Here is a 21,896-nt window from a genome sequence, read left to right on the forward strand (position 1 = left end):
CGGCATGTACGTTTCCGATCGTGCCCGCACCGAAGAAGACCGCCGGGCGATCCCTGCTGGTCGCCTCCGCCGTTGTGTCGTCCCTCGTCCTGGCCGTGCCCGCCGCCGTCGCGGCCCCGAAGCCCTCGGGCAGTCCTTCGGCGAGCCCGTCGGCCACACCCCCGGCGTCGATGTCGACCGTGGGCGGCGCCCGGCTCGGCAGGCCGGGGACGCAGGTCAACCTGGCGAGCGGTGTGCCGGTGCTGCCGAAGGACGTGAGCGCCCGCTCCTGGATCGTCGCCGACGCCGAGAGCGGTGACGTGCTGGCCGCGCACAACGCCCACTGGCGCCTCGCCCCGGCGAGCACGCTGAAGATGCTGTTCGCGGACACGCTGCTGCCCAAGTTCCCGAGGACCGAGAAGCACAAGGTCGCGCCCTCCGACCTGGCCGGGATCGGCGCCGGCTCCAGCATGGTCGGCATAAAGGAGGAGGAGACCTACACCGTCCACGACCTGTGGCTCGGTGTCTTCCTGCGCTCGGGCAACGACGCCGTGCACGTGCTGTCCGCCATGAACAAGGGCGTCGAGAACACCGTCCGGGAGATGAACGAGCACGCCGAGGAACTGCAGGCCCTCGACACGCACGTGGTCAGTCCCGACGGTTACGACGCCGAGGGTCAGGTCTCCTCGGCCTACGACCTGACGCTGATCGCCCGCTCCGGGATGCAGAAGAAGGACTTCCGCGAGTACGCCGCCACGGTCTCCGCGAAGTTCCCCGGCGAGACGAAGAAGGGCAAGAAGGGCAAGTCGGTCCGCGAGTCCTTCGAGATCCAGAACACCAACCGGCTGCTGGCGGGCGACTCGGACGTGCCCGTCTACCAGGGCATCGCGGGCGTGAAGAACGGCAACACCACCAATGCGGGCGCCACCTTCACCGGGGTCGCCGAGCGGAACGGCAAGGTGCTGCTGGTGACCGTGATGAACCCGGCGAAGGACGGGCACAACGAGGTCTACAAGGAGACCGCCCGGCTGTTCGACTGGGGCTTCAAGGCGGCCGGGAAGGTGCAGCCGGTGGGCGAACTGGTGCCGCCGAGGAGCGCTGCGCGGACCGGTGCCCAGCCCGGCGCGAACCCCTCCGGGGAGGCCGGCGGTGCGGTCAGCGGCTCCGGCACCTCGACCGGGACCGGCGGCAAGCCGGTGGCCGGCGCCCCGGCCGCGGGCGGCTCCAGCGGGATGGGCACCGCGCTCGGCATCGCCGGCGGGGTGCTCGTGCTGCTCGCGGGCGGCGCGTTCCTGGTCAACCGCCGCTGGCCGCTGCCGGATCTGGTGCGCCGCCGGACCCGCCCGTGAACGCGGGGACCTCGTCCTTCTTGCTCTGCGTCGCCGTCCAGGAGGCGCAGAACAGCACCAGCTTCGAGGTGAAGTTGATCCACAGCAGCAGGGCCACGGGCACGCCGAACGCGCCGTACATGCTCTTCGCGGCCACGCCCTGCAGGTAGCCGCTGAGCAGCAGCTTGAGCAGTTCGAAGCCGACCGCTCCGGTCAGCGCCGCCACGAACAGCCGGTGGCGTGTGGGCTCCACGCCGGGCAGCAGCGTCAGGACGTACAGCAGCAGCAGGAAGTCGGCGAGGACGGCGACCAGGAACGCGGCGACGTGGAGCAGCACGCCGCTGAAGCCGCCCTCGTCGATGCCGAGCTGCCGGGTGATCCAGCCGACCATCGCGGAGGCCACGGCGGAGGCGGCGATGGTCAGCAGCAGCGCGCCGCCGAGGCCGATCAGGACCCCGGCGTCCTTGCCGTAGCGCACGAGGGGGTTCTCCTCCTCGTCGGGCAGCTCCCACACCGCGCGCAGCGACTCGCGCATCGAGCCGGCCCAGCTGACGCCGGTGAAGAACAGCACGGCGCCCGCGATGAGACCGACCGTGCCCGCGTTGTCGACCAGGCCGGCGATGTCCAACTGGTCGGAGATGCCGGGCACCTGCTCGGCGATCTTGTCCTGGAGCTGGTCCTGCTGCTCGGTGCTGAGCGTGGCGGCGGCGATGGTGGCCGACACCGTCAGCAGTGGGAACAGCGCGACGAAACTCGTGAAGGTCATCGCGGCGGCCAGCCGCGTCCACTTCACGCGGTCCAGCCGCTCGTACGACCGCCACGCATGGGTGATCATCAGCCGTTGCGCCCACGGCCCGATCACCGGGAGTCTTTTCAGCCAGTCCATGATCCGACTCTGCCCTCCGCCCGGAACACCCATGTACGGGTACCCCAGAACCGCAGGACCGTGGCCAGGGCCATGCCGACGACCGCCCCGGAGACGGTGTCGGCGCGTTGCGAGGTGAGGCCGAGGCCGTAGTGGCTCACGGCGAGGCACAGCAGCTGCACGGCGGCGCCGGCCAGGTTCACCGCGGCGAACACCGCGCACGGCAGCAGGCCCTTGGGCCGGCGGTCCCGGTACGGGCCGAGGGCGTTGCCCGCGTAGGCGAGGGAGCAGGCGGCCAGGAAGGACAGCGCCTTGGCGGTGAGCGGGCCGAGACCGGCCGGGCCGCGCAGGCAGGTGAACAGGGCGAGGTCGACGGTGTAGGCGAGGAGCCCGACGCCGGCGAAGCCCAGGAGCTCCCGCCGCAGCGGGGTCCCCGGGCCGCACCGGGCGCGAGCGGTCACCAATTGGCCACCGCCAGGCCGTACATGGCCATCCAGGCCACGCCGATGAGGGCGAGGGCCCGGTCGCGCAGGACGACGTCCTCGGGCTCCCCGGCCGTGCCGCGGTCGGCGAACACGGCGTACCGGAGGACGGCCAGGATGAAAGCGACCATGGACAGCTGGCGCCAGGGCAGCACGCTGGTGTGCGGGACGCCGCCCTCCTCCATCGCCCACAGGCAGTAGCCGAGGACGGCGGCACCGGCCGCGAGCTGCCACACGAAGCGCAGGTAGCCCGTGGTGTACTCGGTGAGCAGCGCGCGGGTGGCGCCCGCCTTCCCCGCCATCTGCACGGCCTCCGAGTAGCGCTTGGCCGACACCATGAACAGCGCGCCGAACCCGGTGGTGATCAGGAACCAGCGCGAGAGCGGGATGCCGAGTGCCAGCCCGCCGACCATGGCCCGCATCAGGAACCCGGTGGTGACGACGGCGAGATCGACGACCAGGACGTGCTTGAGGCTGATGCAGTACGCCAGTTGCATGGCCAGGTAGGCGGTCAGCAGGGCCGCGACGGCCGGGCCGCACAGCCGGGCGGCGGCGACGGGCGCGAGGACGCCGAGGGCTCCGCCGACGGCGTAGGCGACGGGCACGGGGACCTGCCCGGCGGCGACGGGGCGGTGCCGCTTGACGGGGTGGGCGCGGTCGGCTTCGGCGTCGCGGGCGTCGTTGACGAGGTAGACGGCGGCGGCGCAGGCGGTGAACAGCACGAAGACCAGGCTCAGTTGCGTCAGGGCGTGCCGGGAGAACAGCTCGCCCGCCGCCGCCGGGGCGGCGACCACGAGGACGTTCTTGACCCACTGCCTGGGCCGGGCGGTCCTGACCAGACCGGCCAGGAGGCCGCCCTTGCGGGGCGGCGCGGGCCGCTCCTCGGGGGCGCGCTGCCGCAGGACGGCCGTCTCAGTCACGGAGGGCGCCCCCCGTCATCCAGCGGGCGCCGAGCCGGGCCGTGAGCGCGCCGAGGGCCGCCCCGGCGGCCACGTCCGAGGGGTAGTGGACGCCGGCCACCAGGCGTGAGACGCACACGGCGGCGGCGAGCGGCGGGACGGCACGGGCCCCGAGGGCGCCGAAGGCGACGGCGGCGGCCGCCGCGGACGTGGCGTGGGAGCTGGGGAAGGAGTGCCGGCCGGCGGTGCGCACCAGAGGCTCGACGTGCGCGGGGCGCGGACGGCGCACGATCCTCTTCACCCCCATGCTGGCGAGGTGCGCGCCGGCGGTCAGGGCCGTGCCGCGCAGCCAGGCGCCGCGTCTCCTGCGGTCCACGGCGGCTCCGGCGAGCCCCGCCGCGAGCCACAGCGCCGCGTGCTCCCCCGCCCAGGACAGGGCACGGGCGGTGCCCGCCACACGCGGGTCGCTGCCGCAGGCCCTGAGCGCCGAAACGATGCGGTGGTCCATGTCGTGCAGGTCGTCGAGGTCGTCCATGTGGACTCACTGTTCACGCCAACCCGCCATGAACTACGGCAATATTGAGCGACATCCCATTAATCACCCATTTCGGGGAGGGGTGCCATGTTCTCGAACTGATCGCTCACAGTGGGGCGATACGGTCACGAACATGTCTGCCGACACCGATTACGTCTCTGACGTCATGGGCTTGGACCACACCACCGTCACCGGCTGGGGCCGCACCGCCCCGACCGCCGCCCGGCTGATCCGTCCCCGGACGTACGAGGAGGCCGCGGCAGCCGTCCGCGCGTGCGGGGCCCGCGGCGGGATCCCGCGGGGACTGGGCCGGGCGTACGGGGACGCGGCACAGAACGCGGGCGGCTCCGTGCTGGACATGACGGCCCTGGACCGCGTCCACGCGATCGACGCCGACGGCGGCACGGTCCTGTGCGACGCGGGGGTCTCCCTGCACCGGCTGATGGAGGTGCTGCTGCCGCTCGGCTGGTTCGTGCCCGTCACCCCCGGCACCCGCTACGTCACCGTCGGCGGGGCGATCGGCGCCGACATCCACGGCAAGAACCACCACGTCTCGGGCTCCTTCGCCCGGCACGTCCTCGCCCTCGAACTGCTCACCGCCGACGGGGAGATCCGTACGGTGATCCCCGGCACGCCCCTCTTCGACGCGACCGCCGGCGGCATGGGCCTGACCGGGGTGATCCTCACCGCGACGATCCGCCTCCAGCCCGTCGAGACCTCGCTGGTGTCGGTCGACACCGAACGCGCGGCGGACCTCGACGACCTGATGGCCCGGCTGGCCGCGACCGACCACCGCTACCGCTACTCCGTGGCCTGGATCGACCTGCTGGCCCGGGGTGCCTCGACCGGGCGCGCGGTCCTCACCCGCGGCGACCACGCGCCCCTGGACGCGCTCCCGGCCCGGCTGCGCCGCGACCCGCTGGCCTTCCGCACCTCGCGCCTGCCCGCAGCGCCCGCCGTCCTGCCCGAGGGCCTGCTCAGCCGCACGACCGTGGGCCTGTTCAACGAGCTCTGGTACCGCAAGGCCCCCCGGGCCCGCACCGGGCAGCTGCAGCGGATCTCCGCGTTCTTCCACCCGCTGGACGGCGTGCCGCACTGGAACCGCGTCTACGGCCGCGGCGGCTTCGTCCAGTACCAGTTCGCCGTCGGCTACGGGCAGGAGGACGCCCTGCGGCGCATCGTGCACCGCATCTCCGCGCGCCGCTGCCCGTCCTTCCTGGCCGTCCTCAAGCGCTTCGGCGAGTCGGACCCGGGCTGGCTGTCGTTCCCCGTGCCCGGCTGGACGCTGGCGCTGGACATCCCGGCGGGCCTGCCCGGGCTCGGCGGGTTCCTCGACGAGCTCGACGAGGAGGTCGCCGCGGCGGGCGGCCGCGTCTACCTCGCCAAGGACGCCCGGCTGCGCCCGGAGCTGCTCACGGCGATGTACCCGCGCCTCGAGGAGTTCCGCACCCTGCGCGCCGAGCTGGACCCGCACGGCGTGTTCGTGTCCGACCTGGCCCGCCGCCTCCATCTCTAGGCAATCACTAGGAGCTGTCATGAAGGACGCCTTCGGCCTCCCCCAGTCCCTGCTCGTCCTCGGCGGTACCTCCGAGATCGCGCTGGCCACCGCCCGCCGGCTGATCGCCCGCCGCACCCGTACGGTCTGGCTGGCCGGCCGGCCCTCGCCCGCCCTGGAGGAGGCCGCCGGGCAGCTGCGCGGTCTCGGGGCGGACGTGCGCACCGTCGGCTTCGACGCCCTCGACCCGTCCTCGCACGAGGCCGTGCTGGAGAAGGTCTTCGCCGAGGGCGACATCGACATGGTGCTGCTCGCCTTCGGGCTCCTGGGCGACCAGGCGCGCGACGAGCGCGAGCCCGAGGCGGCGGTCCGGGTCGCCCAGACCAACTACACCGGCGCGGTCTCGGCGGGCCTGGTGTGCGCCCGGTCCCTGCAGTCCCAGGGGCACGGCTCGCTGGTGGTGATGTCGTCCGTAGCGGGCGAGCGGGCCCGCCGCGCCAACTTCATCTACGGCTCCAGCAAGGCCGGCCTGGACGCCTTCGCGCAGGGGCTCGGGGACGCGCTGCACGGCACGGGCGTGCACGTCATGGTCGTACGCCCCGGGTTCGTGCGCACGCGGATGACCGCAGGGCTGCCCGAGGCGCCGCTGGCCACCACGCCGGAGGCGGTGGCGACAGCGGTGGAACTGGGACTGCGGCGCCGCTCGGAGACGGTGTGGGTGCCCGGCACGCTGCGCGTGGTGATGGCGGCCGTCCGGCACCTGCCGCGCGCGGTGTTCCGGCGGCTGCCGCTGTGAGCCGCCGGGTGCGGGGGCCGGGTCAGCGCGTGGGGACCGAGCCGCGCTCCGCGCGGCCGGTCTGCGGCGGGACCACGGGGCCGCCGAAGGGGAACTCGCGCAGCTTGCGCCACACCCCGTCGGCCCCCTGCTCGTAGAGGGCGAAGCCGGTGCAGGGCCACTCGGCCTCGTAGCCGGCGAGTTCCTCGAAGGCGCGGTCCATCGCCGCCTCGTCGATGCCGTGCGCCACGGTGACGTGCGGGTGGTAGGGGAACGCCAGTTCGCGGTCGATCGGCCCGGCGGGGTCGCGGACCTGCTCCTGGAGGGCCGAACAGGCCTCGGCCCCGGCGACGACCCGGACGAACACGACCGGCGACAGGGGCCGGAAGGTGCCCGTGCCGGACAGCCGCATCGGGAACGGCCGGCCGGCCGCGGCGACCTCCGTGAGGTGCGCCTCGACGGCCGGCAGGGCCGTCTCGTCGATCTCCGTCGGCGGCAGCAGGGTGACGTGCGTGGGGATGCCGTGAGCAGCGGCGTCGCCGAAGCCCGCGCGCAGCTGCTGAAGCCGGCTGCCGTGAGGCTCCGGGACCGCGATCGACACGCCGATCGTTACGGTCCCCACGTCGTCTCCTGTCATGTCAGTGTGGCCGCTGATACGACCACCCGGTTATCGACTGTACGGCCACGAGGGGGTCACGGGCAGGCGCAACGGAAGTGATGTACAGCGCTGTTCGGTGGTACGGCCGTACGCCGGGGCGGGTTCAGTGCTTGGCGGGCAGGAAGCCGACCCTGTCGTAGGCCTGGGCGAGGGTCTCGGCGGCGACCGCGCGGGCCTTCTCGGCGCCCTTGGCCAGGATCGAGTCCAGCGTCTCGGGGTCGTCCAGGTACTGCTGGGTGCGCTCCCGGAACGGCGTCACGAAGTCGACCATGATCTCGGCGAGGTCGGTCTTGAGCGCTCCGTACATCTTGCCGGTGTACTTCGCCTCCAGCTCGCCGATGCTCTCGCCGGTGAGGGTCGAGTAGATCGTGAGCAGGTTGCTGACGCCCGGCTTGTTCTCGGCGTCGTAGCGGATCACGATGTCCGTGTCGGTGACGGCGCTCTTGACCTTCTTGGCCGTGGCCTTCGGCTCGTCGAGGAGGTTGATGAGGCCCTTCGGCGTGGAGGCCGACTTGCTCATCTTGATCGACGGGTCCTGGAGGTCGTAGATCTTCGCCGTCTCCCTGAGGATGTACGGCTTCGGGAGCGTGAAGGTGTCGCCGAAGCGGCCGTTGAACCGCGTGGCCAGGTCGCGGGTGAGCTCGATGTGCTGGCGCTGGTCCTCGCCGACCGGGACCTCGTGGGCCTGGTAGAGCAGGATGTCGGCGACCTGGAGGATCGGGTACGTGAACAGGCCGACCGACGCGCGGTCGGTGCCCTGCTTGGCGGCCTTGTCCTTGAACTGGGTCATCCGGCCCGCCTCGCCGAAGCCGGTGAGGCAGTTCATGACCCAGGCGAGCTGGGCGTGCTCGGGGACGTGGCTCTGCACGAAGAGGGTGCAGCGGTCCGGGTCCAGGCCGGCGGCCAGGAGCTGGGCGGCGGCCAGGCGCGTGTTCGCGCGCAGGTCCTTCGGGTCCTGCGGGATGGTGATGGCGTGCAGGTCCACGACCATGTAGAACGCGTCGTGGGTCTCCTGGAGGGCCACCCACTGGCGGACGGCGCCGAGGTAGTTGCCGAGGTGGAACGAGCCGGCGGTGGGCTGGATACCGGAGAGCACGCGGGGTCGGTCAGTGGCCATGCTCACCATTCTCTCAGGTCCCGCGGCCCGATCCGGAACCGGCCGGGGCCCGGTTTCCTCCCCCCGGAACGACAGGGGCGGGACCACCGGCGGCGGCCCGGCCCGGGCGGACGCACCCGGGGCGGCGCGCCGCGCGGCGGCCCGGCGGGAAGCCGGACCGCCGCGTCCGGAGCCTCGCCGGGTGCCGCCCGGCCGGACGGGCGAGCCCGCAGCCGGGCGTCAGCCCAGGTCGATCTCCGGGTACAGCGGGAAACCGGCCACGAGGTCCGTGGCACGGCGGGAGATCTCGTCGGCGATCTTCGCGTCGAGGACGTGGGCCGCCTTCGAGGGGGCGCCCGACTTGGTGGTGCCCTGCTCGGTGGCGGTGAGCACCCGGTCGATCAGGCCGGCCACCTCGTCCATCTCCCCCGTCCCCAGTCCGCGGGTGGTCAGCGCGGGCGTGCCGATGCGGATGCCCGAGGTGTACCAGGCGCCGTTCGGGTCGGCGGGGATCGCGTTGCGGTTGGTGACGATGCCCGACTCCAGCAGCGCGGCCTCGGCCTGGCGGCCGGTGAGGCCGTAGGAGGAGGCGACGTCGATCAGGTTCAGGTGGTTGTCCGTGCCGCCCGTGACCAGGGTCGCGCCGCGGCGCATCAGCCCCTCGGCGAGGGCGCGGGAGTTGTCGACGATGCGCTCGGCGTAGTCGCGGAAGGACTCCTGGCGGGCCTCCGCGAGGGCCACGGCCTTGGCGGCCATGACGTGCGGGAGCGGGCCGCCGAGGACCATCGGGCAGCCGCGGTCGACCTGGTCCTTGAGCGAGTCGTCGCACAGCACCATGCCGCCGCGGGGGCCGCGCAGCGACTTGTGGGTGGTGGTCGTCACGATCTGGGCGTGCGGGACCGGGTCGAAGTCGCCGGTGAGGACCTTGCCCGCGACCAGGCCGGCGAAGTGCGCCATGTCGACCATGAGGGTCGCGCCGACCTCGTCGGCGATCTCGCGCATGATCCGGAAGTTCACCAGACGCGGGTAGGCCGAGTACCCGGCGACGATGATCAGCGGCTTGAACTCGCGGGCCTGGGAGCGCAGCGCCTCGTAGTCGATCAGGCCGGTGGCCGGGTCGGTGCCGTAGGAGCGCTGGTCGAACATCTTGCCGGAGATGTTGGGGCGGAAGCCGTGGGTGAGGTGGCCGCCGGCGTCGAGGGACATGCCGAGCATCCGCTGGTTGCCGAAGGCCTGGCGCAGCTCGGCCCAGTCGGCGTCGGTGAGGTCGTTGATCTGCCGGGCGCCGGTCTTCTCCAGGAAGGGCACCTCGACGCGGGCGCCGAGCACGGCCCAGAAGGCGACGAGGTTGGCGTCGATGCCGGAGTGCGGCTGGACGTAGGCGTGGCGGGCGCCGAAGAGCTCCTTGGCGTGTTCTGCGGCGAGGGACTCGACGGTGTCGACGTTGCGGCAGCCCGCGTAGAAGCGGCGGCCGATGGTGCCCTCGGCGTACTTGTCGCTGAACCAGTTGCCCATCGCCAGGAGCGTGGCCGGGGAGGCGTAGTTCTCGGAGGCGATCAGCTTGAGCATCTCGCGCTGGTCGGCGACCTCCTGGCCGATGGCGTCGGCGACGCGGGGTTCCACGGCGCGGATCACGTCGAGGGCGGCGCGGTAGGCGGTGGAAGCGGTGGAGAGGGGCTCGGCGGGCATGTGTGGACCTCCGGGACGTTGCGTTCGGCGTTCACGGTACGGCCCAGGCGCACGGCTCTGTCCTGCTCGGGCCGCTCCCCGATGGTTCGTCCATCCCAGCGCGCCAGTCACGGCCCGGCGATCAGCCTACCGGACCCCGTGTGGGCGGGTCCGGCCGTGGCCGTTCGCGCCCACGCGGCGGCCGCACATCGGTACGGCCCCGCGCCCCTGAGAGGCGTGCCCCGAGCCCCGAGCCCCGAGCCCCGTCTAAAGGATCACGTGCGGCAGGAACCGGGCGTACTCGTCGGTGACCAGGCCGGAGGACTCGCGGATGCCGAGGCCCGCCGACTCGTCCTCCACCACCCAGGCGCCCAGCACGACGCGGTTGCCGTCGAAGTCGGGCAGGGGGGCGAGCTGCTGGTAGCAGCAGGGATCGTCGCGCAGGACGGGCTCGGTGCCGGGCTCGTGGACGGTGACCCCCGCGCCCTCGCGGCCCAGCAGCGGCTTGGCGACCCAGCCGGTGGCGGTCAGCTCCCGGGGGCCGTCCAGGTGGGCGGGCAGGAGGTTCGGGTGGTCCGGGTACAGCTCCCAGAGGATCGCCAGGAGGGCCTTGTTGCTGAGGAGCATCTTCCAGGCGGGCTCGATCCAGAGGGTGGTGCCGGTGCCGCCGCCGTTGTCCAGCGTGTCCAGGACGTGGTCGGCGAAGCGGTCGGTGGTGAGCCACTCCCAGGGGTAGAGCTTGAAGACGCTGCGGATGAAACGCAGACGCAGGTCGACGAAACGGCGGGAGAGGCGGTCCCAGCCGATCTCCTCCATGGAGATCCAGTCGGTCTCCAGGCCCGCCTGCTCGGCGGTCTCCTTCAGGTAGGCGACCGTCATCAGGTCCTCGCCGAGTTCGTCGGCGGAGGAGTGGGCGAAGTACAGGGGGCTGCCCGGCGGGAGGAGGGCCGCCTGCTTCCGCCACGCGTCGACGAGGCGTTCGTGCAGGGAGTTCCACTGGTCGGCGCCGGGGAAGCGCTCCTCCATCCAGAACCACTGCGGGGACGCGGCCTCGACCAGCGAGGTGGGGGTGTCGGCGTTGTACTCCAGCAGCTTGGCCGGGCCGGTGCCGTCGTAGCGCAGGTCGAACCGGCCGTAGAGGGACGGCAGTTCGGCTCGGCGGTGCCAGGCCTCGGCCACCAGGCGGGCCACCCGGGGGTCGGTGATGCCGAGGTCGGCGAAGCGGTTCTCGGCCACGATGTGCCCGGCCGCGGCCAGGCACATGCGGTGCAGTTCCTCGACGACCTCTTCCAGCGCCTCGACCTCCGGCAGCCCGAAGACGTAGTAGGCGCTCTCGTCCCAGTAGGGGCGCAGGGAGCCGTCGGGGTAGCGCGTCAGGGGGTAGATCAGTCCCTGGTCCTCGACGGTCCGCTGCCAGTCCGGGCGCGGGGCGATGGTGCGGCGTTCCATCCTCGGACCGCCCGTCAGCCGCCGCCGCTGCCGCCTGAGCAGCCGAAGCCGCCCCGGTCGACGGCCTCGTTGCGGCTGAAGGTGCCGTCGTCGGCCCAGCCGTTGCTCACGTCGGCGTCGTAGTACCAGTCGGCGTTCTTGCCCTTGCCGAGCGTTTTGCGGCCCTTGCCGGACGAGGAGCCGCCCGGCTTGCAGTTCTTGTCGGCGACGACCTTGTAGCCGTTGAGGTAGTCGTAGCTGTCGCGGTCCACGCACCGGCGGTCGGGGTCGGAGCCGCATGCGGACAGGGCCGCCGCGAGGACCCCCATGCCGCCCAGGACCACCGTGCTGGAGCGCAGCCGTCGTCGTGTTTCGGCCATCTGCGTTCCCCCTGTGCCTCTCCCCGGTATGCACTGCCGAGCGGTCAGCCTAGAGAACCCCGGGGACGGGCGCGCATGCCCCCCTCCTTCCGGCGGCTGTCCTACTGTCGTTTCGTGATCTTTGGAATGCTTTGCGCCCTTGGTGCTGCGGTGTGCTTCGGTACGGCGACGGTGCTGCAGGCGATCGCCGCGCGGGCCGCGGCGGCGAGCGGTCCCGCCGGGGACGTGGCGCTGCTGTGGCGGGCGTTGCGGCAGTGGCGCTACCTGGCCGGGCTGGCGCTCGACGGGCTCGGGTTCGTGCTGCAGATCCTGGCGCTGCGGTCGGTGCCGATCTACGCCGTCGGGGCGGCGCTGGCGGCGAGCCTGGCGGTGACGGCGGTGGTCGCCGCGCGGCTGCTGAAGGTGCGGCTGAGCCGGACGGAGTGGGCGGCGGTGGGCGTGGTGTGCGCCGGGCTGGCGCTGCTGGGACTGGCGTCGGGGGCGGAGGGTGACGAGTCCGGGCCGGGCTGGCTGAGGTGGGCGCTGCTCGGGGCTGTGGCCGGGGTGCTGCTGCTGGGCGCGGCGGGCGGGCGGCTCCCGGAGCGGGGACGCGCCCTGGCGCTCGGTCTCGGCTCGGGGCTGGGGTTCGGGGTGGTGGAGGTGGCGGTACGGCTCATCGACGGCCTGACGCCCGCGGCGCTGTTCACCAACCCGGCGTCCTACGCGCTGCTGCTGGGCGGCGGTGCCGCGTTTCTGCTGCTGACCTCGGCCCTGCAGCGCGGCTCGGTGACGACGGCGACCGCGGGGCTGGTGCTCGGCGAGACGGTGGCGCCCGCGCTGATCGGCGTGGTCTGGCTCGGCGACCGCACCCGCCCGGGGCTGGGCTGGCTGGCGGTCGTCGGTTTCGCGGTGGCGGTGGCGGGCGCACTGGCCCTGTCCCGCTTCGGGGAGGCACCGGTGGAGGCGGCGGCGGGAGCGGCGGAGGCACCGGCCGCGCGGGAGACGGACGGCGGCGGGGGCGGCGCGGCGGGACGACCGTGACGCGTGCGGGGAGGGGACGGTGGTCGGTACGGGCGGGCGAGGTGTTCCCACCGCGCCGCGTGCCGCCGCCCCTGACGCGTACGGGGAAACGCCGACGGATGGTACGCGCCACGAGGGGCCTACCCCGCGTCGCCGCGTGCCGTCGACGCTGACGCGTGCAGATAGGGGGACGGTGGTCGGTACGGGCGGGCGAGGTGGTCCCACCGCGCCGCGTGCCGCCGCCCCTGACGCGTACGGGGAAACGCCGACGGGTGGTACGCGCCAGGAGGGGCGTTCCCCGCCGTCGCCGCCCGCCGTCGACCCCGACGCGTGCGGGGAGGGGACGGTGGTCGGTACGGGCGGGCGAGGTGGTCCCACCGCGCCGCGTGCCGTCGACGCTGACACGTGGGGGGAAACGCCGACGGATGGTACGCGCCAGGAGGGGCGTTCCCCGCCGTCGCCGCCCGCCGTCGACCCCGACGCGTGCGGGGAGGGAACGGTGGTCGGTACGGGCGGGCAAGGTGCCCCCGCCGCGACCCCCTGCCGTCGACCGTGACGCGTGCGGTGCAGGGGTGGTCGGTGGTGCGGCGCGGCGGGGGGTCAGCCCGGGAGGGCCGCGCACAGGGCGTCCAGGGCGCCCGTCCAGGCGTGGTCGGGTGGGGTGCCGTAGCCGACGACCAGGGCGTCGAGCGGCTCCACGCGGGCGGCCGGGTTGCGGTAGCGGGCGAGGCCGTGCAGAGCCAGGCCGCGCCAGTTGGCCGCCTGGACCACCGACTGCTCACTGCCCGGCGGCAGCCGCAGCAGGACGTGCAGACCGGCCGCGATGCCGGTGATCCGGGCCTGCGGGGCCCGGGCCGCGACGGCTGCGACCAGGGCGTCCCGGCGGCGGCGGTAGCGCAGCCGGGCGGCGCGCACGTGCCGGTCGTAGGCCCCGGAGGTGAGGAACTCCGCCAGGGTCAGCTGGTCCAACGCCCCGCAGGTGTCGATGCCGCCCTTGGCCGCGGCCACCTCCCCGGCCAGGTCCCGCGGCAGCACGGCCCAGGCCAGCCGCAGCCCGGGGGCGAGGGACTTGCTCGCCGTGCCGAGGTAGGCCACCCGGTCGGGGTCCAGCCCCTGCAGCGCGCCGACGGGCTGCCGGTCGTAGCGGAACTCGCCGTCGTAGTCGTCCTCGAGTACCAGCGCGCCGGTCCGCCGGGCCCGGTCCAGGACGGCCGTCCGGCGGTCGCGGTGCAGCGGCACGCCCATGGGGAACTGGTGGGCCGGGGTGAGGAGGACCGCGTCGGCGCCGGAGAGCCCGGCCGGGTCGGTGCCCAGGGCGTCGAACGGCAGCGGGGTGGTGGCGAGCCCCGCGTCGGTCAGTAGGTCCCGGTGCACGTCCAGGCCGTAGGACTCCACCGCCACCGTGCGGGCCCCGCGGGCGCGCAGCACCGTGCCGAGCAGCCGCAGCGCGTGCGCGAACCCGGCGCACACCACGATCCGTTCGGGGTCGGCGCGCACGCCCCGGGCCCGGGACAGGTAACCGGCGAGCGCGGCCCGCAGTTCGGGGCGTCCGCGCGGGTCCCCGTAGTCGAGGGCGTGGTACGGGGCGGCCGCGAGGGCGCGGCGGGCGGCCCTGAGCCATTCCGCCCGGGGGAAGGACGCGAGGTCGGGGGTGCCCGGACGCAGGTCGTAGGCGGGACGGCCGCGCGCACGGGCGTGGGTGCGGACTGCCGTCCCGGCCGGCGGGACGGTCCCGGGCTCCCGCTGCCGTGCGGGCGTGGCCGGTGCCCCCGTGGCGACGCGGGTGCCCGACCCCTGCCGGGCCGTGAGCCAGCCCTCGGCGACCAGGTCGGCGTAGGCGTCGGCGACCGTGTTGCGCGCGATGCCCAGGTCGGCGGCGAGCGCGCGGGAGGAGGGCAGCCGGGTGCCGGGGGCCAGCCGCCCGGAGCGCACCGCCTCCCGCAGGGCGTCGGTCAGCCCCCGCCGCAGGCCCGGACCGGTCGGCTCCAGGTGCAGGTCGATGCCCAAAGTGGCCCAACGTTCCGCCATGGAAATGGACCATACTCCTGGGCTGCTTGCTGCCTAGGGTCGACGGCATGACGACGCACACCGACGACACCGCCACCGTGGAGTACGTCCCCGAGCGGCCCGCCCGGCTGGAGTGGGCCAAGCACGCGCCCGAGGTCTACAAGGCGATGGTCCGGCTGGAGACCGCCGCCCGTAAGGGGCTCGACCACAAGCTGTACGAGCTGGTGAAGATCCGCGCCTCCCAGATCAACCACTGCGCGTTCTGCATCGACATGCACACCAAGGACGCCCTCGCCTCGGGTGAGAGCGTCGAGCGGATCGTGCAGCTCAGCGCGTGGGACGAGTCGCGGCACTTCTACACCGCGAAGGAGATCGCGGCGCTGGAGCTGACGGAGGCCGTGACGGTGCTGACCGACGGCTTCGTGCCCGACGAGGTCTACGAGCGGGCGGCCGAGCACTTCGACGAGGCCGAGCTGGCGCAGGTCATCGCCGCGATCACGGTGATCAACGCCTGGAACCGGTTCGGGGTGACCTGCCGCATGGCTCCCGGCCACTACCAGCCGGGCCAGTACAAGTGACGCCCCGGACCCGGCTGCTGGACCCCGGGGTCGCCCGTGCCCTGTCCGCGGTGAGCGCCGCCGCGAAGCAGGGCCTCGGCGACCCGGCCCTCGCCGAACTCGTGGTGATCCGCGCCTCGCAGATCAACCGCTGCGCGTTCTGCCTCGACATGCACCTGGCGCTCGCACGCGAGCACGGGGTGAGCGAGCGGCAGCTCGGTCTGCTGGCCTCGTGGGACGAGGCCGAGGACGTCTTCGACGAGCGGGAGCGGGCGGCGCTCGCGCTGACCGAGGCCGTGACCGTGCTCACCGAGGGCTTCGTGCCGGACGAGGTCTACGAGCGGGCCGCCAAGCACTTCGACGAGGCCGGGCTGGCCCACCTCGTCGCCCTGGTCGTCGCCATCAACAACTGGAACCGGGTGATGGTCGCCCGTCGCATCCCGCCGGGGAGTCGTACGTCATGAGCAAGGCCGAGGTGTTCCGCGCTCTGCACCTGCACCGGCAGCCCGGAGATCCGCTGGTGCTGCCCGGCCCGTGGGACGCGGCCAGTGCCCGGGTGTTCGAGGAGGCCGGGTTCCCGGCGCTCGCCACGCCCAGTGCCGGGGTCGCGGCCGGCCTCGGGTACGAGGACGGGCAGGTCCCGGCCGGCGAGATGTTCGCGGCGGTCTCCCGGATCGTCCGCGCGGTCGACGTGCCCGTGTCCGCCGACGTGGAGGGCGGATACGGGCTCGCCCCGAAGGAGCTGGTGGAGCGGCTGCTGGAGACGGGCGCGGTGGGGTGCAACCTGGAGGACTCCGCGTGCGGGGTGCTGAAGGACCCGCGGGCGCACGCCGACTGGCTGGCCGAGGTGCGCGAGGCGGCCGGGGACCGGTTGTTCCTCAACGCGCGCGTGGACACGTTCGTCCGCGGGGTGACCGACCCCGGTCGCGCCATCGAGCGCGCCGCGCTGTACGTCGCCGCCGGGGCCGACTGCGTGTACCCGATCGACGCGCCGCCCGGAGTGCTGCCGCTGCTGCGGGCCGGCATCCAGGGACCGATCAACGTCGGCGCGGCGGTGGACGAGGGCCCCTCGCCCGCCGAACTCGGCGCACGAGGGGCCACCCGGATCACCTTCGGGCCGGGGCTCCAGCGGCGGGCCGCCCGCGCGCTGCGGGAGATCGCCGCCGGGCTCCTGGCGTAGGGACGCTCAGGACAGCCACTTCTTCCAGGTGGACTCGTGGCTGTCCACCCACTTCTTCGCCGCGTCCTCGGGGGACATCTTCTTGTCGGCGATCATCAGGGAGACCTCGTTCTGGTCCTCGGTCGTCCACCTGAACTTCTTCAGGAACGCCGCCGCCTCGCCGCCCTTCGTCGCGAAGTCCGCGTTGAGGTACTTCTGCAGCGGGGTGTGCGGGTAGGCGCAGGCGACCTTCTCCGGGTCGGCGTCGCAGCCCTCCTCGTACGGCGGCAGCTTCACCTCGGTCATCGGGACCTTCTCGAACAGCCACTGCGGCGAGTACCAGTAGGTCAGGAAGGGCTTCTTCTCCTTGGCGAACTGCTTGATCTGGGTGATCTGCGCGGCCTCGGACCCGGCGAACACCACCTGGTAGTCCAGCTTCAGGTTCTTCACCAGCGCCTTGTCGTTGGTGACGTAGGACGGCGAACCGTCCATCAGCTGACCCTTGTCGCCGCTCTCGGGGGTGCGGAAGAGGTCGGCGTACTTGTTGAGGTTCTTCCAGTGCGTGATGTCGGGGTGCTTCTCGGCGAGGTACGTCGGGACGTACCAGCCGATGTGGCCGGTGACGCCGAGTTCGCCGCCGGGCGCGATCGTCTTCTTGTCCTCCACGTACCGCTGTTCCTGCTCGGGATGGCCCCAGTCCTCCAGGAGCGCGTCGACGCGGCCCTGGCTGAGGGCGTCCCAGGCGGGCACCTCGTCGACCTGGACGGTGTCGACGCGGTAGCCCAGTTCGTGCTCCAGGATGTACTGGGCGACGGCCACGTTGGACTGCGCGCCCACCCAGGACTGCACGGACAGGGTCACGGTCTTGGCGCCCCGCGCATTGGCGAACGGCGAGGCCTGCTTGGTCATGTCGGCCGCGCCGCAGCCGGTGAGCAGGGCCAGGGAGCACACCGCGGCGATCGCGGCGGTGGTACGGACGCGCATGTCAGGCTCCCTTCCTCGCGCGGCGTTCGGTGGGCTGGGTCACCCGGTCGAGCATCAGGCCGAGGCAGACGATCGCGCCGCCGGCCACCAGACCGGTGGCCAGGTCGCCCTGGGCGAGGCCGAAGACGACGTCGTAGCCGAGGGCACCGCCGCCGACCAGGCCGCCGATGACGACGACGGCGAGGACCAGGACGAGGCCCTGGTTGACGGCGAGCAGCAGCGCCGGGCGGGCCAGCGGCAGCTGCACCTGCCGCAGTTGCTGCCAGCTGGTCGCCCCCAGCGAGCCGGACGCCTCCAGCGCGGCCGGGTCGACCTGGCGCAGGCCCTGGGTGGTGATGCGGACGACGGCCGGCAGGGCGTAGACGATCGCGGCGGCGACGGCCGGGGCACGGCCGACGCCGAACAGGGCGACGACGGGGATGAGGTACACGAACTGCGGCATCGTCTGGAACACGTCCAGCACGGGCCGCAGGGCCCGCTCCAGGCGGTCGCTGCGGGCCGCGGCGATGCCCACGGCGAAGCCGGCGACGAGCGTGACGGCGACGGCCGCGAGGACCTGGGAGAGGGTGTCGAGCGAGGGCTTCCAGACGCCGAGGACGCCGATGGCGGCCATGGCGAGGACGGCGGTCAGGGCGGTGCGCCAGGTGCCGATGACCCAGGCCAACGCGGCGACGATCAGCAGGACCGCCCACCAGGGCAGCCACTGCAGGCCGTCGCGCATCGGGTCCAGCACCCAGGTGGTGAAGTGGCCCGCCCAGTCGGCGGTGCCGCCGATGACGGGGACGCCGGAGTACAGGTGGGCGGTCATCCAGTCGACCGCCCTGTTGACCGGCTCGGCGATGCCGACGACCCACGGGTCGGGCCACTCCAGGCGGCCCGCGAGCCGCCCGGCGACCGCCACGGCGACGGCGACGGCGAGGGCGTGGAGCCAGCCGCGTCCGCTGCGCGGGTCGGGTTCGGCACCGAGCCTCTCCCCCGCCGCGCCGGTGACGCGGTCCAGGACGACGGCCAGCAGCACGATGGGGATGCCGGCGGCGAGCGCGGCACCGACGTCGACCGAGGCCAGGGCCTGGTAGACGCGGTCACCGAGACCGCCCGCGCCGATGACGGCCGCGATGACGGCCATGGACAGCGCCATCATGATCGTCTGGTTGACGCCGAGGAGGAGTTCCCTGCGGGCCAGGGGGATGCGCGCGGTCAGCAGGCGCTGGCGGGCGGTGGCGCCGAGCGACTCGACGGCCTCCAGCACCTCCTTGTCGGCACCGCGCAGACCCAGCGAGGTCAGCCGGGCCATGGGCGGGGCGGCGTAGACGACGGTGGCCAGGACCGCGGCGGGGACGCCGATGCCGAACACGAGGACGACGGGCAGCAGGTAGGCGAAGGCGGGCAGCACCTGCATGGTGTCCAGCACCGGGCGCAGGACGCGGTCCATCCGGTCCGACAGCCCGGCGGCGAGCCCGAGCAGCGCACCCACCACGATCGACGCGAGGACCGCGACGACCATCAGGGCGAGCGTCTGCATGGTCGGCACCCACATGCCGAGCAGGCCGCAGACGAGGAAGGCGACGGCCGTGCCCAGCGCCAGCCGGACACCGGCGACCCGCCAGGCGACCAGGGCGCCCACGGCCGTGACCCCCGCCCAGCCGACGGCGAGGAGGGCGAGGTAGACCGCGCGGACGGCGATGACGACGACGTTGCTGACGTGGCCGAAGAAGTAGAGGAACAGCGGGTGGCTGTCCCGGTTGTCGATGATCCAGTCGCTGGCCCTGGCGAGCGGCTCGGAGAGGTCGACGGTCAGGGCGCCCGGCCAGCTGCCGCTCGCCCAGCGGGCGTCGGCGAGCGGGACGAGGACGGCCGCGGCGACCGCCAGCAGGACGAGCTTGTGCACGGTCCGGTTCTTCAGCGGCCCGGGCAGGCCCGCGCGCGGCGGATGGGCGGTGAGAGTGGCCATCACACCGCCTCCTCGGGCTGCTCCGTCCCCGGTGGAGCGGGCCGCTCCGTGCCGGCGACGACACCGAGGAGCGTGTCGGAGTCGACCACGCCGACGCAGCGGCCCTTGTCCACGACACGGGCCGGTGCACCGGCGCGGGCGACCGCCTCGATCGCCTCGGAGACCGTCGCCTCGGGCCGCAGCGCCGGACCGCTGCCGTCCTGGCCGGCCGAGGGGCGGCGCATGGCGGTGCGGACGGTCATGACCTGCTCGCGCGGGACGTCGCGGACGAACTCGCGGACGTAGTCGTCGGCGGGCGCCCCCACGATCTCCTCGGGGGTGCCGAGCTGCACGACCTCGCCGTCGCGCATCAGCGCGATGCGGTCGCCGAGCTTCAAAGCCTCCTGCAGGTCGTGGGTGATGAAGACCATCGTGCGGCCCTCCTCGTGGTGCAGCCGCACCACCTCCTCCTGCATCTCGCGCCGGATCAGCGGGTCGAGGGCGCTGAACGGCTCGTCGAAGAGCAGGACTTCGGGGTCGACGGCGAGGGCGCGGGCCAGGCCCACGCGCTGCCGCTGGCCGCCGGAGAGCTGGCCGGGGCGGCGGTGCTCCATGCCTTCCAGGCCGACCTTGGCGACGACCTGGGCGGCCCGCTCGCGCCGCTCGGCCTTGCCGACGCCCTGGATCTCCAGGCCGTAGGCGACGTTGTCGAGGACCGTGCGGTGCGGCAGCAGGCCGAAGTGCTGGAAGACCATCGCGGCCCGGTGGCGGCGCAGCTCGCGCAGCCGGGAGCGGTCCATGGCGCGCACGTCCTCGCCGTCGATGGCGATGGTGCCGGCCGTGGGCTCGATCAGCCGGGTCAGGCAGCGCACCAGGGTGGACTTGCCGGAGCCGGACAGGCCCATGACGACGAAGACCTCGCCCTTGCGCACGTCGAAGCTGACGTCCCGGACGGCGGCCGTGCAGCCGGTGCGCGAGCGCAGTTCGGCCGGGTCGAGGGCGGTCAGCTCGGGGTCGCCGGGGACGCGCTCGGCCTTGGGGCCGAACACCTTCCACAGGCCCTCCACCGAGAAGACGGGGGCGGTGGTGTCCATGGTCTGCTCCGTCGGGGGTTCGAGGGTCGCGGTCACTCGGCACCACCACCGATCAGTTCGGCGGCCTTCTCCCCGACCATGAGCACGCCGATCATCGGGTTGACGGTGGTCATGGTGGGGAACACGGAGGCGTCGGCGATGCGCAGGCCCTCCACGCCGCGCACCCGCAGCTCGGGGTCGACCACGGCGAGCCGGTCGTCGGGGGCGCCCATCCTGCAGGTGCCGGCCGGGTGGTAGACGGTGTGGGCGACCTTGCGGGCGTACTCGCTGAGCTCCTCGTCGCCGGTGACGTCCGGGCCGGGGGCCACCTCGCGCTTGAGCCAGCCGGCCAGCGGCTCGGTCTTCGCTATCTCCCGGGCGATCCGGATGCCGTCGACGAGGGTGCGGCCGTCGTAGTCGTCCTCGTCGGTGAAGTAGCGGAAGTCCAGGGCGGGCTTGACCTCCGGGTCGGCGCTGGTCAGGTACAGCCGGCCGCGGCTCTTGGGCTTGGGGATGTTCGGGGTCATCGAGACGCCGAACTCCGGCCGCCGGTAGCCCAGTCGCTCCGGGTTGTCGGTGAACGGGATCTGGTAGAAGTGGAACATCAGGTCCGGGTGCGGCAGTTCGGGGTCGCGCCGGACGAACAGTCCCGCGTCGGAGTCCATCGCGGAGTTCTCCGGGATGGGACCGTGGGTCTCCCAGACGATGACCGACTCGGGGTGGTCGAGCAGGTTCTCGCCGACGCCCGGCAGGTCGTGCGTGACGGGGATGCCGAGCTTCTCCAGGTCGGCCTTCGGGCCGATGCCGGAGTGCATCAGCAGGCGGGGCGAGTCGACGGCCCCGGCGCACAGCAGCACCTCGTTGCGGGCCCTCACCAGGATCTCCTCGCCGTCCTTGGTGCGCACGTGGACGCCCTCGGCGCGGTCGCCGTCGAGCTGCAGCTTGTACGCCCAGGTCTCCAGCAGGATCGTGAGGTTGGGGCGCTCGTCCATCACCGGGTGCAGGTACGCCACCGACGCCGAGGAGCGCTTGTTGTTCTCGGGGTGGTAGGCGAGGTCGAAGAAGCCGACGCCCTCCGTGAAGGGCTTCGCGTTGAAGCCCTCGACGCGCGGCACGCCGAGCGCTTCCTGTGCGGCGTCGACGAAGTCGCGGGCGATGGCGTTCCGGTCCTTCTCGTCGACCGGCACGATGTTGTTGAGCAGCCGGGCGAAGTACGCCTCCATCTGCACCGCGCCCCAGCCCTCGGCACCGGCGGCCTCCCACTCGTCCCAGTCGGCGGGCAGCGGCTTGAAGGCGATCAGGGTGTTGTGGGAGGAGCAGCCGCCGAGGACCCGGGCCCGGCTGTGCCGGATGTGCGAGTTGCCGCGGGGCTGTTCGGTGGTCGGGTAGTCGTAGTCGAGTTCGCCGCCCAGCAGGCCCATCCAGCGGCGCAGGGTCAGGACGTCCTCGCGGCCCACGTCGCTGGGGCCGCCCTCGATGACGGCGACGGTCACGTCGGGGTTCTCGGTGAGACGGGAGGCGATCACGGAACCTGCTGTTCCGCCGCCTATGACGACATAGTCGAATTCATGGGTGTGGTCGGACATGAGGGTGGTACTC

At 73.2% G+C, this 21,896-nt stretch carries 21 protein-coding genes and 1 riboswitch; of the genes, 7 read left to right on the forward strand and 14 right to left on the reverse strand.

Annotated features, from left to right (window positions below; all coding sequences use genetic code 11):
- Positions 1–20: 20 nt before the first annotated feature.
- On the forward strand, positions 21–1,328 hold the full coding sequence (locus Q5694_RS11670; RefSeq protein ID WP_333932580.1) for a D-alanyl-D-alanine carboxypeptidase family protein: 1,308 nt from the start codon (positions 21–23) through the stop codon (positions 1,326–1,328).
- On the opposite strand, the gene Q5694_RS11675 is transcribed toward Q5694_RS11670, so the two are convergent.
- Genes Q5694_RS11675 through Q5694_RS11690 form a run of 4 tightly spaced genes read right to left on the reverse strand, consistent with a single transcriptional unit; the run spans position 1,276 to position 4,088 of the window.
- Complete coding sequence (locus Q5694_RS11675; RefSeq protein WP_333932581.1) at positions 1,276–2,193, reverse strand: YihY/virulence factor BrkB family protein; 918 nt, start codon at positions 2,191–2,193, stop codon at positions 1,276–1,278. The genes Q5694_RS11670 and Q5694_RS11675 overlap by 53 nt on opposite strands.
- The gene (locus Q5694_RS11680) at positions 2,181–2,633 is read right to left on the reverse strand and encodes a GtrA family protein (protein ID WP_333932582.1); all 453 of its coding nucleotides are present in this window, start codon (positions 2,631–2,633) and stop codon (positions 2,181–2,183) included. The genes Q5694_RS11675 and Q5694_RS11680 overlap by 13 nt, the downstream gene beginning before the upstream one ends.
- Positions 2,630–3,574, reverse strand: coding sequence for a decaprenyl-phosphate phosphoribosyltransferase (locus tag Q5694_RS11685; RefSeq protein WP_333932583.1), 945 nt, complete (start codon positions 3,572–3,574; stop codon positions 2,630–2,632). Before Q5694_RS11685 ends, Q5694_RS11680 begins: the two co-directional genes overlap by 4 nt.
- The gene (locus Q5694_RS11690) at positions 3,567–4,088 is read right to left on the reverse strand and encodes a phosphatase PAP2 family protein (protein ID WP_333932584.1); all 522 of its coding nucleotides are present in this window, start codon (positions 4,086–4,088) and stop codon (positions 3,567–3,569) included. Before Q5694_RS11690 ends, Q5694_RS11685 begins: the two co-directional genes overlap by 8 nt.
- A gap of 133 nt (positions 4,089–4,221) precedes the next feature.
- Between Q5694_RS11690 and Q5694_RS11695 the strand changes: the two genes are divergently transcribed.
- Positions 4,222–5,604, forward strand: a complete 1,383-nt coding sequence (locus Q5694_RS11695; protein ID WP_333932585.1) for an FAD-binding oxidoreductase — start codon at positions 4,222–4,224, stop codon at positions 5,602–5,604.
- A 19-nt stretch (positions 5,605–5,623) separates the two neighbouring features.
- Positions 5,624–6,379 (forward strand): decaprenylphospho-beta-D-erythro-pentofuranosid-2-ulose 2-reductase, encoded by a 756-nt coding sequence (locus tag Q5694_RS11700; protein ID WP_333932586.1) that lies wholly within the window; start codon positions 5,624–5,626, stop codon positions 6,377–6,379.
- Positions 6,380–6,401: 22 nt separating this feature from the next.
- On the opposite strand, the gene Q5694_RS11705 is transcribed toward Q5694_RS11700, so the two are convergent.
- From Q5694_RS11705 to Q5694_RS11725, 5 genes are all read right to left on the reverse strand, one after another.
- Positions 6,402–6,980 (reverse strand): 2'-5' RNA ligase family protein, encoded by a 579-nt coding sequence (locus Q5694_RS11705; RefSeq protein WP_333932587.1) that lies wholly within the window; start codon positions 6,978–6,980, stop codon positions 6,402–6,404.
- 139 nt (positions 6,981–7,119) lie between these two features.
- Entirely contained in the window at positions 7,120–8,133 is a 1,014-nt protein-coding gene (gene trpS / locus Q5694_RS11710; protein WP_333932588.1) for a tryptophan--tRNA ligase, read from the reverse strand.
- 219 nt (positions 8,134–8,352) lie between these two features.
- Complete coding sequence (locus tag Q5694_RS11715) at positions 8,353–9,801, reverse strand: glycine hydroxymethyltransferase (protein WP_333932591.1); 1,449 nt, start codon at positions 9,799–9,801, stop codon at positions 8,353–8,355.
- Between the two features lie 34 nt (positions 9,802–9,835).
- A riboswitch (ZMP/ZTP riboswitch) is annotated at positions 9,836–9,922 on the reverse strand.
- A gap of 125 nt (positions 9,923–10,047) precedes the next feature.
- Positions 10,048–11,229, reverse strand: coding sequence for a glutathionylspermidine synthase family protein (locus Q5694_RS11720; RefSeq protein ID WP_333932593.1), 1,182 nt, complete (start codon positions 11,227–11,229; stop codon positions 10,048–10,050).
- Positions 11,230–11,243: 14 nt separating this feature from the next.
- Positions 11,244–11,588 carry a hypothetical protein gene (locus tag Q5694_RS11725; protein WP_333932595.1) on the reverse strand — a complete coding sequence of 115 codons (345 nt, stop codon included), beginning with the start codon at positions 11,586–11,588 and terminating at the stop codon, positions 11,244–11,246.
- Between the two features lie 126 nt (positions 11,589–11,714).
- On the opposite strand from Q5694_RS11725, the gene Q5694_RS11730 reads away from it, so the two are divergent.
- Complete coding sequence (locus Q5694_RS11730) at positions 11,715–12,608, forward strand: hypothetical protein (protein WP_333932937.1); 894 nt, start codon at positions 11,715–11,717, stop codon at positions 12,606–12,608.
- A gap of 579 nt (positions 12,609–13,187) precedes the next feature.
- Here the strand turns inward: Q5694_RS11730 and pdxR are convergent.
- Positions 13,188–14,615 carry a MocR-like pyridoxine biosynthesis transcription factor PdxR gene (gene pdxR, locus Q5694_RS11735; protein ID WP_333932596.1) on the reverse strand — a complete coding sequence of 476 codons (1,428 nt, stop codon included), beginning with the start codon at positions 14,613–14,615 and terminating at the stop codon, positions 13,188–13,190.
- 47 nt (positions 14,616–14,662) lie between these two features.
- On the opposite strand from pdxR, the gene Q5694_RS11740 reads away from it, so the two are divergent.
- Genes Q5694_RS11740 through Q5694_RS11750 form a run of 3 tightly spaced genes read left to right on the forward strand, consistent with a single transcriptional unit; the run spans position 14,663 to position 16,331 of the window.
- Complete coding sequence (locus tag Q5694_RS11740) at positions 14,663–15,172, forward strand: carboxymuconolactone decarboxylase family protein (RefSeq protein ID WP_333932598.1); 510 nt, start codon at positions 14,663–14,665, stop codon at positions 15,170–15,172.
- Positions 15,169–15,615 (forward strand): carboxymuconolactone decarboxylase family protein, encoded by a 447-nt coding sequence (locus Q5694_RS11745; RefSeq protein WP_333932599.1) that lies wholly within the window; start codon positions 15,169–15,171, stop codon positions 15,613–15,615. Before Q5694_RS11740 ends, Q5694_RS11745 begins: the two co-directional genes overlap by 4 nt.
- Positions 15,612–16,331 carry an isocitrate lyase/PEP mutase family protein gene (locus Q5694_RS11750; RefSeq protein WP_333932600.1) on the forward strand — a complete coding sequence of 240 codons (720 nt, stop codon included), beginning with the start codon at positions 15,612–15,614 and terminating at the stop codon, positions 16,329–16,331. The genes Q5694_RS11745 and Q5694_RS11750 overlap by 4 nt, the downstream gene beginning before the upstream one ends.
- 6 nt (positions 16,332–16,337) lie before the next feature.
- Here Q5694_RS11750 and Q5694_RS11755 read toward each other — a convergent pair whose 3' ends face one another.
- The 4 genes from Q5694_RS11755 to Q5694_RS11770 are packed head-to-tail and all read right to left on the reverse strand — an operon-like array spanning position 16,338 to position 21,883.
- Entirely contained in the window at positions 16,338–17,294 is a 957-nt protein-coding gene (locus tag Q5694_RS11755) for an ABC transporter substrate-binding protein (RefSeq protein WP_333932601.1), read from the reverse strand.
- 1 nt (position 17,295) lies between these two features.
- Positions 17,296–19,245 (reverse strand): ABC transporter permease, encoded by a 1,950-nt coding sequence (locus Q5694_RS11760; protein WP_333932602.1) that lies wholly within the window; start codon positions 19,243–19,245, stop codon positions 17,296–17,298.
- Positions 19,245–20,354 (reverse strand): quaternary amine ABC transporter ATP-binding protein, encoded by a 1,110-nt coding sequence (locus Q5694_RS11765; RefSeq protein ID WP_443040851.1) that lies wholly within the window; start codon positions 20,352–20,354, stop codon positions 19,245–19,247. Before Q5694_RS11765 ends, Q5694_RS11760 begins: the two co-directional genes overlap by 1 nt.
- Positions 20,351–21,883 carry a GMC family oxidoreductase gene (locus Q5694_RS11770; protein ID WP_333932603.1) on the reverse strand — a complete coding sequence of 511 codons (1,533 nt, stop codon included), beginning with the start codon at positions 21,881–21,883 and terminating at the stop codon, positions 20,351–20,353. The genes Q5694_RS11765 and Q5694_RS11770 overlap by 4 nt, the downstream gene beginning before the upstream one ends.
- Positions 21,884–21,896 lie beyond the last annotated feature (13 nt).

Source organism: Streptomyces sp. AHA2, from assembly GCF_036857595.1.
GTDB lineage: Bacteria > Actinomycetota > Actinomycetes > Streptomycetales > Streptomycetaceae > Streptomyces.